The 13,317-nt window shown below is 40.3% G+C and carries 9 protein-coding genes and 4 pseudogenes; 5 read left to right on the top strand and 8 right to left on the bottom strand.

The window, feature by feature from the left end:
• Positions 1 to 96 precede the first annotated feature (96 nt).
• Both J500_RS09865 and J500_RS09860 read right to left on the bottom strand, forming a co-directional pair.
• Positions 97 to 503, bottom strand: a pseudogene (locus tag J500_RS09865) (transposase); the annotation flags it as partial.
• 93 nt (positions 504 to 596) lie between these two features.
• Positions 597 to 1,079: pseudogene (locus tag J500_RS09860) on the bottom strand (zinc-binding dehydrogenase); the annotation flags it as partial.
• 62 nt (positions 1,080 to 1,141) lie between these two features.
• On the opposite strand from J500_RS09860, the gene J500_RS09855 reads away from it, so the two are divergent.
• From J500_RS09855 to J500_RS09840, 4 genes and pseudogenes are all read left to right on the top strand, one after another.
• Positions 1,142 to 1,846: an IS6-like element IS1008 family transposase gene (locus J500_RS09855; RefSeq protein WP_001067783.1), complete on the top strand. Its 705-nt coding sequence runs from the start codon at positions 1,142 to 1,144 to the stop codon at positions 1,844 to 1,846.
• 49 nt (positions 1,847 to 1,895) lie between these two features.
• Positions 1,896 to 2,732 (top strand): annotated as a pseudogene (locus tag J500_RS09850) (IS256 family transposase); the annotation flags it as partial.
• A gap of 42 nt (positions 2,733 to 2,774) precedes the next feature.
• Positions 2,775 to 5,441, top strand: a complete 2,667-nt coding sequence (locus J500_RS09845; protein ID WP_004979617.1) for an excinuclease ABC subunit UvrA — start codon at positions 2,775 to 2,777, stop codon at positions 5,439 to 5,441.
• A gap of 167 nt (positions 5,442 to 5,608) precedes the next feature.
• Positions 5,609 to 6,541: an IS5 family transposase gene (locus J500_RS09840; RefSeq protein ID WP_079284451.1), complete on the top strand. Its 933-nt coding sequence runs from the start codon at positions 5,609 to 5,611 to the stop codon at positions 6,539 to 6,541.
• Positions 6,542 to 6,674: 133 nt separating this feature from the next.
• On the opposite strand, the gene J500_RS09835 is transcribed toward J500_RS09840, so the two are convergent.
• The 4 genes and pseudogenes from J500_RS09835 to J500_RS09820 all read right to left on the bottom strand — a co-directional run bounded on the left by J500_RS09835 (position 6,675) and on the right by J500_RS09820 (position 10,561).
• On the bottom strand, positions 6,675 to 7,838 hold the full coding sequence (locus J500_RS09835) for a zinc-dependent alcohol dehydrogenase (RefSeq protein ID WP_004897278.1): 1,164 nt from the start codon (positions 7,836 to 7,838) through the stop codon (positions 6,675 to 6,677).
• 410 nt (positions 7,839 to 8,248) lie between these two features.
• The gene (locus tag J500_RS09830; protein WP_004282341.1) at positions 8,249 to 8,950 is read right to left on the bottom strand and encodes an IS1 family transposase; all 702 of its coding nucleotides are present in this window, start codon (positions 8,948 to 8,950) and stop codon (positions 8,249 to 8,251) included.
• 57 nt (positions 8,951 to 9,007) lie between these two features.
• A pseudogene (locus J500_RS09825) lies at positions 9,008 to 9,682 on the bottom strand (BCCT family transporter); the annotation flags it as partial.
• A 198-nt stretch (positions 9,683 to 9,880) separates the two neighbouring features.
• Positions 9,881 to 10,561 carry an ion channel gene (locus tag J500_RS09820; protein WP_004995517.1) on the bottom strand — a complete coding sequence of 227 codons (681 nt, stop codon included), beginning with the start codon at positions 10,559 to 10,561 and terminating at the stop codon, positions 9,881 to 9,883.
• A 189-nt stretch (positions 10,562 to 10,750) separates the two neighbouring features.
• Here J500_RS09820 and J500_RS09815 point away from each other — a divergent pair, with 189 nt between their 5' ends.
• Entirely contained in the window at positions 10,751 to 11,125 is a 375-nt protein-coding gene (locus tag J500_RS09815; RefSeq protein ID WP_004985778.1) for a hypothetical protein, read from the top strand.
• 105 nt (positions 11,126 to 11,230) lie between these two features.
• On the opposite strand, the gene J500_RS09810 is transcribed toward J500_RS09815, so the two are convergent.
• Together J500_RS09810 and J500_RS09805 are read right to left on the bottom strand one after the other, a co-directional pair.
• A complete protein-coding gene (locus J500_RS09810) occupies positions 11,231 to 12,946 on the bottom strand; it encodes a cation acetate symporter (RefSeq protein ID WP_010588677.1) in 1,716 nt (571 codons plus the stop codon).
• A gap of 2 nt (positions 12,947 to 12,948) precedes the next feature.
• On the bottom strand, positions 12,949 to 13,281 hold the full coding sequence (locus J500_RS09805) for a DUF485 domain-containing protein (RefSeq protein ID WP_004985785.1): 333 nt from the start codon (positions 13,279 to 13,281) through the stop codon (positions 12,949 to 12,951).
• Positions 13,282 to 13,317: the final 36 nt, after the last annotated feature.

Below are 13,317 nucleotides of genomic sequence, written 5' to 3'. Positions count from 1 at the left end.
GAATGATTTCACCTTGAAAGTGCCGACCGTGGAAGGGATTCATCTGCTGTATCTCGAAATAAATAAGATATTTAGCTTATCATGTCAGCCTATTTGCAACAGTGCCGATACATCGGCATCGTACATTTCTTTAAAAAAGCAACAATTTCTCTATTTGTCATTCCTTTCGCATATAGCGAAAGAATTTGATCATCCATGCTAGTAATGCGTGTTTGATGCTTCTTAATAATCTGTGGTTCAAAAGAGCCATCACGATCACGAGGGATATCTAAAGCAAGCTGCCCATCTTGTGTTAGAACTGTTTTGGAGCTAAAACCATTACGTGCATTAGATCCTTTCTTAGGTTGATGCTTTTCATAGCCTAAATGTTCAGAAAGCTCAGTATTCAGAGCGGTTTCGATCATGAACTTTTTAAATATGGCTGTCATTTGGTTTAAATCTTCAGGAGTTTTTAAACCTTTAGCTAATTCAGCTGCCATACTTTTGATTGTAGCTTCATCCATGTGAAGTACCTCTTTTTATTATCCTCAGTAGGATAAATGAAAATTAAGTACTTACACAAAATTTAGAACAGTCCCACAACTCATTTTGTTGAACTATATCTGTACAACAACTCTACCTCGAATTTTTCCATCTAAAATTTCATTTGAAATATTTAAAGCATCTGTTAACTGAATTTCAGTCGTTACTGTTTCTAATTTTGTTTGATCTAATTCTGTAGCCAAACGTTCCCATGCTTCTTTTCTTAATTCGATTGGTGCCATCACGCTATCAATTCCATATAAGGTAATCCCTCTTAGAATAAATGGAGCAACTGTTGCTGGAAAATCCATTCCGCCTGCCAAACCACACGCAGCAACTGCACCACGATATTTTGTACTAGCACATGCATTGGCTAAAGTATGGCTTCCAACAGTATCAATTACGCCAGCCCAAACTTCTTTGTTTAATGGCTTTCCTGGGGAAGATAATTCAATACGATCAATAATTTCACTCGCCCCTAGATAGGTTAAATATTCTGACTCTTGAGGTCGACCAGTCGAAGCTGTAATCTCATAACCAAGATGATTCAAAATAAGGCACTGTTGCAAATAGGCTGACATGATAAGCTAAATATCTTATTTATTTCGAGATACAGCAGATGAATCCCTTCCACGGTCGGCACTTTCAAGGTGAAATCATTCTTTGGGCTGTTCGTTGGTATTGTAAATATGGCATCAGCTATCGTGAACTTCAAGAAATGCTCGCTGAACGAGGCATAAATGTGGATCACAGTACAATTTATCGTTGGGTTCAGCGTTATGCTCCAGAAATGGAAAAACGGTTACGCTGGTATTGGCGTAATCCTACAGATTTACATTCATGGCATATGGATGAGACTTATATCAAAGTGAAGGGGCGATGGACTTACCTGTATCGTGCAGTTGATCAACGGGGTCATACGATTGACTTTTACCTTTCCGCTAGACGGAACAGTAAATCAGCCTATAGTTTTCTAGGAAAGATCTTCAATACGGTGAAAAAATGGCAAATTCCACGGGTCATCAATACAGATAAAGCAGCGACCTATGGCCATGCTTTATCACGATTAAAGCGAGAAGGAAAATGTCCAGTAGATATTGAGCACAGGCAGATTAAGTATAAAAATAATGTCATTGAATGTGATCATGGTAAGTTAAAGCGAATCATCAGGGCCACATTAGGATTCAAATCTATGAAGACTGCTTATGCCACAATTAAAGGTATTGAAGTCATGCGTGCACTACGTAAAGGACAAGCATCGTCATTTTATTATGGTCAGCCTCAGGGTGAAGTGTGTCTAATCAACAGGGTTTTCGGTCTCTAAGCACTTTTTAAAGGGAACATCATCGACTCAAATCACTATTTGCAACAGTGCCGATGTATCTGCCTCCCTTATTAGTAAGGTGACGGATGCTGTCATTGAACAAGTGACAGAATGGCAAAATAGAACACTCGATAGTCTTTATCCTGTTGTCTATTTAGATTGCATTGTTGTTAAGGTTCGTCAGCATTCAACAGTAATCAATAAATCAGTTTATTTAGCATTAGGCATTAACCTGGATGGCCAAAAAGAACTTCTTGGCATGTGGCTTGCTCAAACAGAAGGTTCCAAATTCTGGCTGTCAGTCATGACAGAGCTTAAAAATCGAGGAGTGCAAGATATTCTTGTAGCCTGCCTTGCGAAGCAGCGCTTCTCAGGACTAAAAGGCTTTCCTGATGCGATAGCCTCTGTCTACCCTCATACTGATATCCAGCTGTGTATCGTACATGTTGTACGCAATAGCCTGAGATTTGTGAGCTGGAAGGACTACAAAGCTGTAACAGCAGGATTGAAGGCGATCTATCAGGCAAGTACAGAGGAAAATGCTTTAAAGCCCCTAGATATCTTCTGCGATCAATGGAATCACCAGTATTCAAAAATTGGAGAATCCTGGCGGGCAAATTGGGAAAATATCCGAACGATCTTTAGCTATCCTGCTGAAATACGTCATGCGATTTATACAACAAATGCAATTGAATCATTGAATAGCGTGATCCGCCATTCAACTAAAAAGAGAAAGATCTTCTCTTCTGATGATTCAGTGAAAAAGGTCATTTATTTAGCAACTTCAAATGCTGCTAAAAAATGGACCATGCCAATTCAAAATTGGCGTTTAGCAATGAATTGGTTTACGATTCAGTTCGATGATCGATTAAAAGATCATTTATAAAAAATGAGACTTACACAAAATAATTTACAGGCTCGTAGAAACATGAAAATACATTCTTTTGGTGAACACAATAACATTACTTTATCTAATAATTGTATTGAAGTTCGAGGTGCACGTGAGCATAACCTTAAGGATGTAGATGTTTCTATCCCAAGAAATGCACTTGTTGTTTTCTCAGGTGTATCGGGTTCAGGAAAATCATCACTTGCTTTTGGAACTATTTTTGCTGAAGCACAAAGAAGATATTTCGAATCTGTTGCACCTTATGCAAGACGCTTAATAGATCAGGCCGGAGTACCAGATGTTGATGCTATTGATGGTCTACCACCAGCAGTAGCATTGCAACAACAACGTGGTGCAAGTAATACCCGTTCTTCTGTTGGAAGTGTAACAACTTTATCAAGTCTCGTGCGAATGATTTATTCGCGTGCTGGTGCATATCCTGCCGATCAGCCAATGTTATATGCCGAGGACTTTTCACCGAACACTCCTCAAGGTGCTTGTCCTACCTGTCATGGTTTAGGTCACATTTATGAAGTTACAGAATCGACAATGGTTCCTGACCCAACACTCAGTATTCGTGAGAGAGCTATCGCATCATGGCCACCTGCTTGGCACGGGCAAAACTTACGCGATATCCTAGTAACCCTAGGGTATGATGTCGATCGACCATGGAAAGATTTACCGCAATCGGATAGAGACTGGATTTTATTTACTGAAGAAACCCCAACAGTTCCTGTCTATGCTGGTTTAAGCCCCGCTGAGACTCAATCTGCACTTAAACGTAAACTAGAACCCAGCTATATGGGCACTTTCACTGGTGCTCGTCGCTATGTCCTTCATACTTTTGCTAATACCCAAAGTACGTTGATGAAAAAACGTGTTTCACGTTTTATGGAAGGAAAAATATGCCCTTCCTGTCATGGTAAACGCCTTAAACCAGAAGCCTTATCTATTACCTTTGCTGGAGTAGATATTGGTGAGTTTATGCAACTTTCTTTGGATAAGTTAACTTGCCTGCTTGAGCCCATTGTTCTTGGCAATTTCGACGCTCATGATGCTGGAGAAAAGACTAATAATAAAGTAACCCAACTTGATAGATCCGAACGAGCAACAACAGGTAGAGCAGTGCATTCTGTATCTCCAGATGTAAGACGTACGTCAGCACTTTCAGATGAAAAGAAAATTGCTGCGCAGCGTTTAGCAAATGGTGTGGTGGGGCGTTTAAATCAATTACGCCAGTTAGGTCTTGGTTATCTAACATTAGATAGAGCCACACCGACTCTTTCAGCGGGAGAGTTACAACGTTTGCGTTTAGCAACACAATTAAGTTCTATGCTATTTGGTGTAGTTTATGTACTGGATGAACCGTCTGCTGGATTACATCCTTCAGATAGTCAGTCATTATATGATTCTCTCGATAAATTAAGAGACGCTGGAAACTCCGTATTTGTTGTAGAGCATGATTTAGAGCTCATGCGTCGTGCTCAATGGTTAGTGGATGTTGGACCAGATGCAGGAGAGCAAGGTGGTAATATTTTATATAGTGGAGTACCTCAGGGTTTAAGTGAGATTTCAGCTTCACGTACTGCAAGTTATTTATTTAATAAAATCCCAGTTACTCAAAGTTATGGACGTACACCCTCTGGTTGGCTTGAACTTAACAATATTTACCGACATAACCTGCATAATATTGATGCTCGTATACCTCTTGGTGTACTTACAGCAGTTACAGGTATTTCAGGTTCAGGTAAATCTAGTCTCGTTTCTCAAGCTTTACCCGAGTTAGTACTTTCATATTTAGGCAATGAATCTGAAACTGAAAACAATAATGAAAATAATCCTTTAAATGAAGGAATGTTGGTTACCGAGGTTACACAGGGTTCTCTGGCTGGTGATGTGGAGGCTATACAGCGTCTGGTACAGGTTGATCAAAAACCAATTGGCCGTACTCCACGTTCTAATCTGGCAACTTATACGGGTTTATTTGATCATGTTAGAAAGTTATTTGCTGGGACTCCTGAAGCTCGCCAAGCTCATTATGATGCTGGACGTTTTTCGTTTAATGTGGCTAAAGGGCGATGTGAAACTTGTGAAGGTGAAGGCTTTGTCAGTGTAGAATTATTGTTTATGCCAAGTGTATATGCCCCTTGTCCGACATGTCATGGTGCTCGATATAATGATGACACTCTGAAAATTCGCTGGAATGGACGTAATATTGCTGAAGTATTAGGAATGACCGTCAATGAAGCACGTGATTTTTTTGATGGAGAGGTCTCGATTGCTCGTTCACTACAATTATTAAAGGAAATTGGCCTTGGTTATTTACGTTTAGGGCAACCAGCGACTGAACTATCTGGTGGAGAAGCGCAACGTATTAAATTGGCGACCGAGCTGCAACGCAATCAGCGTGGAAATACACTGTATATACTTGATGAGCCAACTACAGGTTTGCATCCATCAGATGTAGATCGATTGTTAGTTCAATTGCAGCGATTAGTCGATGCGGGTAATACCGTGGTTATGATTGAGCATGATATGCGTGCCGTTGCACAAGCAGATTGGGTGATTGATGTGGGACCAGGTGCTGGAAATGCTGGTGGGAATATTGTTGTGGCAGGAACACCAAAACAAATAACAGAAAATCAAGATAGTCGTACTGCTCCATATTTAGTTAATGAGTTAGTGAGTCGTGATACTAAACGTTGATATTGCGAGTGGGTAGAATAAAACCTTAAATTAAAAGCCTGTAAAATCAATCAGATATTTTTTTGTTTTAGGTGGTGTGTGAGCATGAAATCTAAAAGTTTTTTTCAACTAAGGGCTTTGTTGCACAAACCTATCTGTAACGGCTTTTTCAGCGATATAATTTTCAAATGAAGAAGCCTACACAGAAAATCTACCGCACAACCAATTGGCCCGCATATAACCGAGCACTCATGAGTCGCGGAAATATTGCCATTTGGTTTGATCCTGCTACGCAATGGTATGCTCCATCAAAAGGCAAACAAGGGCGAAATCAAACCTACTCCGACGCAGCCATCCAATGCTGCTTAATGATTAAATCCTTATTCCGTCTGTCTTTACGTATGGTCACTGGCTTTGTGCAAAGTCTGATTAAACTTTGCGGATTAAATTGGACAGCACCAGATTACAGTACGCTTTGTAGAAGACAAAAGCATATTGATATTGCAATCAGCTACCAAAAAAGTAGCGATGGGCTGCATCTACTCATAGACTCTACAGGCATGAAGTTTCTAGGTGAGGGCGAATGGAAACGCAAGAAACATGGACCTGAATATCGTCGCCAATGGCGTAAATTTCATATTAGTATAGATGCCAAAACCCTGCAAATACGAGCAGTTCAGCTTACAACCAATAATGTCAGTGATTCACAGGTGCTTGGTGATTTACTTGATCAGATTCCACAAGATGAGCAGATTGACTCTGTTTATACCGATGGAGCTTATGACACCAAGCAATGCCGTCAGGTCATTGCAGATCGGCAAGCGCATACGGTGATTCCACCTAGAAAAAATGCGAAACCATGGAAAGATACAAAGAGTAGCTCGCTAGAGCGAAATGAATTACTTCGAACAGTTAAACGTTTAGGCAGGACACTATGGAAAAAATGGTCAGGCTATCATCGGCGAAGTTTGGTTGAAACTAAGATGCACTGCATTAAATTATTAGGAGATAAACTCAGTGCAAGGAGTTTTGATAGCCAAGTGAATGAGATCCATGCACGTGTAGCAGTGCTTAACAGATTTACGGAATTAGGTCGACCACTTACCCAAGTTACGCCTTAAATTTGGCTCAATTAGGGGCGCTTTGCATTTCAAATCTTTGTGCAACAAAGCCCTTAAAAACAAGAAAAAGAGGATTGATAAAATGATGATAAAAAATAAAAAAGCGCCTGATGGCGCTTTCCTTTAATCATATTTATGGCGTCAGAATCACTTTACGACAGTCTTCTTCTTTTTTATCAAAAATACGGTAACCTTCCGCAGCATCTTCCAGTTTCATGCGATGGGTAATAATCAGATCTGGAGACAGATCTCCATTTTCAATATGTTCTAGCAACTGCGGCAAGTAGTTATGCACATGGGTTTGTCCCATTTTAAAGGTTAAACCTTTGTCAAAGGCATCACCAAACAGGAAGCCATGAATTGGACCGGCATAAACTCCAGGTACACTCACCACACCGCCGCGGCGGACCGCTGCAATACATTGTCTTAACGCTGAACCACTCGAACCTTCTAATTTCAGGTTGGTCATTACGGTTTCCAGCATGCTGCCTTTAGCTTCAAAACCGACCGCATCAATGACGGCATCGACTCCACGATAACCCGTGGTATTTTGAATGATAAATTCAGCGGCATCGACTTCATCAAAATTGACCGGAATCACTCCATAGGTTTGATGTGCGAAACGCAGACGATAAGGATGGTGATCGACCATAAAAATCTGCTCGGCACCGAGCATCCGCGCACAGGCAGCAGCCAGCAGACCGACTGGGCCAGCACCATAAATCGCCACACTGGAACCTCGACCAACTTGGGCATTGTTCACTGCTTGCCAGGCGGTTGGTAGAATATCGGTCAGGAATAATACTTTTTCATCAGGCAGGGAGCCTGGCACTTTAAATGGTCCGACATTGCCCTTGGGGATCCGCACATATTCAGCTTGACCACCCGGTATACCACCATACAGATGGCTAAAGCCAAATAAAGCTGCCCCTGGTGGAATCTGTTTTTTATTGAGAATTGCACCACGGCCGGTATTGGTATTTTCACAGGCAGCCATTAGTTCATGTTCACAGAAAAAACAGTGACCGCATGCAATCACAAAGGGAATAATTACCCGATCACCTTTTTTGACTTCGGTTACTTGTGGGCCGACTTCTTCTACAATTCCCATAAATTCATGGCCGAAAATATCACCGTCTTCAGTGGCCGGGATTTTTCCCCGGTATAAATGCAGATCTGAGCCACAGATGGCGGTGGCTGTCACCCTTAAAATAACGTCATCTGGTTCCTGAATCACTGGATCTGGAACAGATTCAACTCGTACATCCCGAGCACCATGATAGGTAAGAGCACGCATGCGGATTTCCTCTTTCTAGTTCAACATTAAACAGACTCGTAGCAAGGCTGCCAAGAATTAAAAAACACTTTTATTAGAGCCTTATGCGCCAAGAAATCGCTGTAAATTAATGTATGAAATAAGACATCCGAGTGTTTAAAAAATAAACTTATATAGGGTTTACGTAATTCGTGAGCTTATGTGTCGAATGAATAGAAAAGAACAGAATTAAAGAAACATCTAGTAATTTCTATAACTTATAGTGAATAGCCACCAATTTTGTAGACACCTTTTAGTTAGATAAAAAAGCAATTTTTTTGATCTTTAAAGAATGAGGATATAGTATTTGTAAAATTACTTAGCTGCTTAAAACTTAATTCTAATTGGTTAATAGGTGAAAAATGGGTAGTGTTTCAAAAAGTATGCTGGCATTAAACGAATCCATTATTGATATAAAAGAACACTAAATCAAAGGCTTTGAAATGATTTTCAAGCTTTTTGGAGAAGTTGCAGCTTCTCCTAAAGCCTCGCCTGATTCGATGCCGTAATCGACAATTATTGCCTTCTATACCCACAGTGAAAAATTTACCAATCAACTGTTTGCATTCTTTAAAGGTCGTAACAAAGCTATCCCAATGGTCACTTGATATACATGTATAGCTTACACCTAACTGCTTCAATTTTAATTTAAGTCGTTTTGCAGTGGCTAAATCTCGGTTACCCCATACATAAGCAACAATTTCACCTGTTTCTCGATGATAGGCATAAATTAGCCATTGTTTATTTTGCTTATGACCAACAAAAGTCCAAAACTCATCTACTTCAAGGGTTTCATAATGACTTTGCTGTGCTCGAAGTTGATATTTTGATTGGCTAAGTGTCCGTAGAACTTTACCGATACTTACTCTTTCAATTTCTGCTATATCCCTGACACCACTGCCTCGCACCATGAGGTGTAATATTTTGGTTTTGATACCTGAGTGACAGCCTTGATAACTGAGAGCATGATCACCAATAAATTGACGTCTGCATATTTTACATTGGTAATTTTGCTTACCATCTACTTTTGTGCCATTTTTCTTTATACTGTCACTTAGGCAGGCTGGACACTTGATTTCTAGAGTTATTCGCATTTCTCTATTTTATCAAAATCCAACCTGCTTTTTTTCAGCATACTTTTTGAAACACCACCCAAATAAATAGTTCAGACCCGAACCAATTTGAGTGACGCCAAATCCGAGCGTGGTCGCCACCCCAAAAATAGTTCCAATCGTTGCAAAGGTATCGACCGCATCGCCTGCTGGCCCATAAATTTTCTTACCAATCAGGGGATAGAGTGAGGAACGAATTTTTAGAGGAAGATTATGCCGATAGGCAAAATAGGCCAGGGACAACGCTACAATGGCGTAGATCCCCCATGCATGTAAGCCCCAGTGGAAAAAGGTAACACGCATCGCTTGCTGTGCGGCAAGAATAGTTTCAGGCTCTCCTGTCGGAGGCGTGACATAATGCATAATCGGTTCTGCCACACCAAAGAACATAAGCCCAATCCCCATCCCCGCAGTAAACAACATAGCGAACCATGAACTATTACTGTATTCGGGTTGACTATGATCAGGACCGAGTTTGATTTTACCGCTTGGAGAACATGCAATAATAATCAGCAAAATCAAAAAGAAAGCAACTGACAAGACATAAAACCAGCTAAACGATTCAGTAATCCAGTCTTTCAACTGCTGAGTCAATAATTCAAAGGAATTGGGTACAATAATGACAATTGCGAGAAAGATCGCGATAATTGCGAGTGTACTGAAAAACACATTTGGATTGATATTACTCATCCAAGATGACGTTTTGGAAGGCATAGATCCCCCAGATTATTTTTTAATAAAAACGTGATCTCTCGATCACAGAAGACAACACAAAAAAGTGGCAAGAATATATAAGAGGATATTGATCTTAAAAAGTAAGAGCCGCTATCTCTCTCACCCTTTGTATTTTATGGAGATTTTTCATTAGAAACGTTGTAGAGCTGTAACAAAATTTTATTGATCGTTATAAATTCAATCTTTTGGACTGTGTCGCGTGTACTGCAATGCAACTAAACGGGTAACAATCACTGCCAAATACATAACCCCTCCAAACATCTGGATAATCGCAATGACTCGGGCTGCTGCACCTGAAGGCACAATATCGGAAAGACCTGTGGCAGATTGCAGACTAAAGCTTAAAAAAAGGATGTCTAACCAGCTTTTTATGTCAATATGTTCAGGTTTAATAAAACTGTTAGGATCGATCAACTGACAAATATTGTAAAGAAAAGCAAAGCCCCATGCCAATAAAGTAAACACCGCTCCAGCCGCAAACATTTCATCCTTGGTCAAATAACGATCGGCAAACATATAACGTAATAAACCATAAGCCGCATAAAAATAAGCCAGACTCTCAAAAATATGAGCTGTAATTTGTATGGCTGGTTCGCGATAACCTAGTAAAATCAGAATTGAAAAAAGTAATGCACCACTCACAAAGAATAAGCCCAGCGCAGTAAAAGCAGGTGATTGGCGTATCACTTTGGCAATAAGTAATAATGCCAATGCACCCAATACCCAGCTGATGGCACGATAAGAAATATGACTATCATTGCTAATCGACGAAAGGATTAAAATAAAAAACTGAACGATCAATAACCATGCTGAAGGTAATAAGCGAAAGCCTTTCCAAAAATCTCTGAATGCCTGCATGTCATATCCTATATTTTTGTTCTTTTATCAAAAAATTTGTTTTAAGGTTTTTCTATCTTCTCTTGCCCTATCACCAAGAGTAAAGATCATCTATGTAAAAATGTTTCACAGAAAATTATCAAAACACTGTAACTTGTTACAGTCGACTATCGCATAATATTTTTAAATAATTCAATAAGGTTATAACAAATGAAACGCGCTTCAGTTTTTCTCAGTTTGAGTCTGGTTTTAGTATTGACCGCTTGTGGTAAAACCAACCCAATGCTGGAACAGCATCCTGACTATATTGGGAACTGGCAAAGTAATACCGACAGCTTAAAAATTGAAAAGAATGGTCAAGTAACCTATAAACATAATGAACATCAGGATCAGAAAACCTCAGATCGTGAAGTTAGCCTGACAGAGCACTCCGATATCAAAGCCAGTATTACTCAATTTGATGAGCATAGTTTTGAAATTGGACAAGGTGATCTGGGTAAAAGTTTTAGTGTTGAGCATGCACCCTATCAAGAAAATGGCCAATGGAAAATGCAAGTGAATGGTCAGATCTATACTAAAAAATAAGTCACAACAAAAATAATGTCGCTCAATTGATCATTGATAAATTTGATCGCGTAAACGCAAAAGTCCTCGTTAAAACGAGGACTTTTGCTTGAAGAATTTTAGAGTTTAATGATCTGAAGCACCTGAGATACCGACACCTGTCATTGAGCGAACATATTGTGCATCAAATGCTTTACGTTCTGCTTTGGCACGTGCTGAATGATCTGTGATTGAGAAGAACCAGCAACAGAAGAATGACAGTGGCATTGCAAAGATTGCCGGACCATTGAATGGATTGATTGGTGTATCAGAAATCTTTAAGGTATCTACCCACACAGCTTTGGAGAGAATAATCAGAACAACCGCAGTTAATAAACCGACGACTCCACCAATGACCGCACCACGTGTTGTTAAACCTTTCCAGAACATCGACAAAACCAGAATTGGGAAGTTGGCACAACACGCAACTGAGAAAGCCAATCCGACCATAAAGGCGACGTTTTGCTTTTCAAACAAAATCCCTAAAATCATCGCAAAGATCGCAAGACCCATGGTTGCAATTTTAGACATGCGTAATTCAGACTCAGGTGTTGTTTGACCTTTTCTAAAGACGTTGGCATACAAGTCATGTGAAATTGCAGATGCACCTGAAAGAGTTAAACCTGCTACAACCGCGAGAATCGTTGCGAAAGCCACTGCTGAAATAAAGCCCATGAACAAGTCGCCGCCCAATGCATCACTTAAATGCACTGCTGCCATGTTGTTACCACCAACGAGCTCTAATTTACCTGTTACCGCAGCTTTGGCCACATCAAGGAACTGTGGATTGTTTGAGACAAACAGGATTGCACCAAAACCAATAATAAAAGTCAGCAAATAGAAATAACCAATAAAACCTGTTGCCACAACCACTGATTTACGTGCTTCTTTCGCATCTTTTACGGTAAAGAAACGCATCAAAATATGTGGCAGACCTGCTGTACCAAACATTAAAGCCAAGCCTAGTGAAAGCGCATCAATCGGATTGGATGCCAAGCTACCTGGCCCCATGATTTTGCTCGCCTCTTCAAAGCTGATATGACGCACATTTGAATAGACATCAATCGCTTGGGTAAACATATTACTGAAGCTAAAACCAACCGCTTTCATGACCATGAAGGCCATAAAAGTTGCACCTGAAAGCAATAATACTGCTTTGATGATCTGTACCCATGTTGTCGCTAACATACCACCGAAAATTACGTAGGCCATCATCAGTAAGCCCACAATAACCACAGCAATATTATAGTTCAAACCGAATAATAGTTTGATTAACTGTCCCGCACCGACCATTTGTGCAATCAGATAGAATGCAACCACGACCAATGAACTAAATGCAGCCAAAGTACGTACTGGCTTTTCTTCCAGACGGAACGACACTACATCTGACAGGTTATATTTACCTAAATTACGTAAGCGTTCTGCAATCAAGAATAAAACGATTGGCCAACCCACCATGAAACCCAGTGAATAAAGTAAGCCGTCAAAACCAGAGCTAAACACCATCGCGGAAATACCAAGAAACGATGCTGCCGACATATAGTCACCCGCAATCGCCAAGCCATTTTGGAATCCTGAAATTCCGCCACCCGCAGTATAGAAATCTTTGGTATTTGTGGTTTGCTTGGCTGCCCATTTGGTAATGAACAGGGTTGCGCCCACAAAGATCACAAACATGATAATGGCATGCCAGTTCGTTGCTTGCTGCTGTGCTTGCCCCAGATCAGGACTTGCCATTGCAGCTGTAGACAACATCGCACTTGCTGCTATTGCGGCCTGTGTCTTGAATGAATTCCATTTCATCATTAGTGTAATCCTTTCTCGTGAGTAATCGCCTCAACTTCTTTTAATGCATCTTCATTCAGTTGATCGAGGGTATTGTTGGCAATGTAGGAATACACTGCACACAATACAAAGGACAATACGATAATGCCTAAACCTAAAGGAATTCCCCAAGTTGTCACACCGCCACTAAATGAACTCATTAAAAATTCTTTGTTGTAACCGACCAGTAGCATGAAGCCGACATAAACAAACAGCATGATTGCTGTCAATGTCCAACTGAGTCTCGCTTTCTTGCTTACCATTTCTTTGAATTTTGGATTTTGTAGAATTCGCTCTACCTGAACGTCATCCATAAACTACTCCTTTTACAGCGACCATCGATGGCGCTT

It is taken from the genome of Acinetobacter sp. 479375 (genome assembly GCF_000581715.1).
GTDB lineage: Bacteria > Pseudomonadota > Gammaproteobacteria > Pseudomonadales > Moraxellaceae > Acinetobacter > Acinetobacter ursingii.
The sequence above is the reverse complement of the archived record's forward strand: the minus strand, read 5'-3'. Positions and strand labels throughout refer to the sequence as shown.

Coding starts and splice junctions, on each gene's coding strand:
- J500_RS09845 (WP_004979617.1), top strand. CDS start 2,775: ATGAAAATACATTCTTTTGGTGAACACAATAACATTACTTTATCTAAT.
- J500_RS09820 (WP_004995517.1), bottom strand. CDS start 10,561: ATGCAGGCATTCAGAGATTTTTGGAAAGGCTTTCGCTTATTACCTTCA.
- J500_RS09855 (WP_001067783.1), top strand. CDS start 1,142: ATGAATCCCTTCCACGGTCGGCACTTTCAAGGTGAAATCATTCTTTGG.
- J500_RS09830 (WP_004282341.1), bottom strand. CDS start 8,950: ATGCGAATAACTCTAGAAATCAAGTGTCCAGCCTGCCTAAGTGACAGT.
- J500_RS09835 (WP_004897278.1), bottom strand. CDS start 7,838: ATGCGTGCTCTTACCTATCATGGTGCTCGGGATGTACGAGTTGAATCT.
- J500_RS09815 (WP_004985778.1), top strand. CDS start 10,751: ATGAAACGCGCTTCAGTTTTTCTCAGTTTGAGTCTGGTTTTAGTATTG.
- J500_RS09805 (WP_004985785.1), bottom strand. CDS start 13,281: ATGGATGACGTTCAGGTAGAGCGAATTCTACAAAATCCAAAATTCAAA.
- J500_RS09840 (WP_079284451.1), top strand. CDS start 5,609: ATGAAGAAGCCTACACAGAAAATCTACCGCACAACCAATTGGCCCGCA.
- J500_RS09810 (WP_010588677.1), bottom strand. CDS start 12,946: ATGAAATGGAATTCATTCAAGACACAGGCCGCAATAGCAGCAAGTGCG.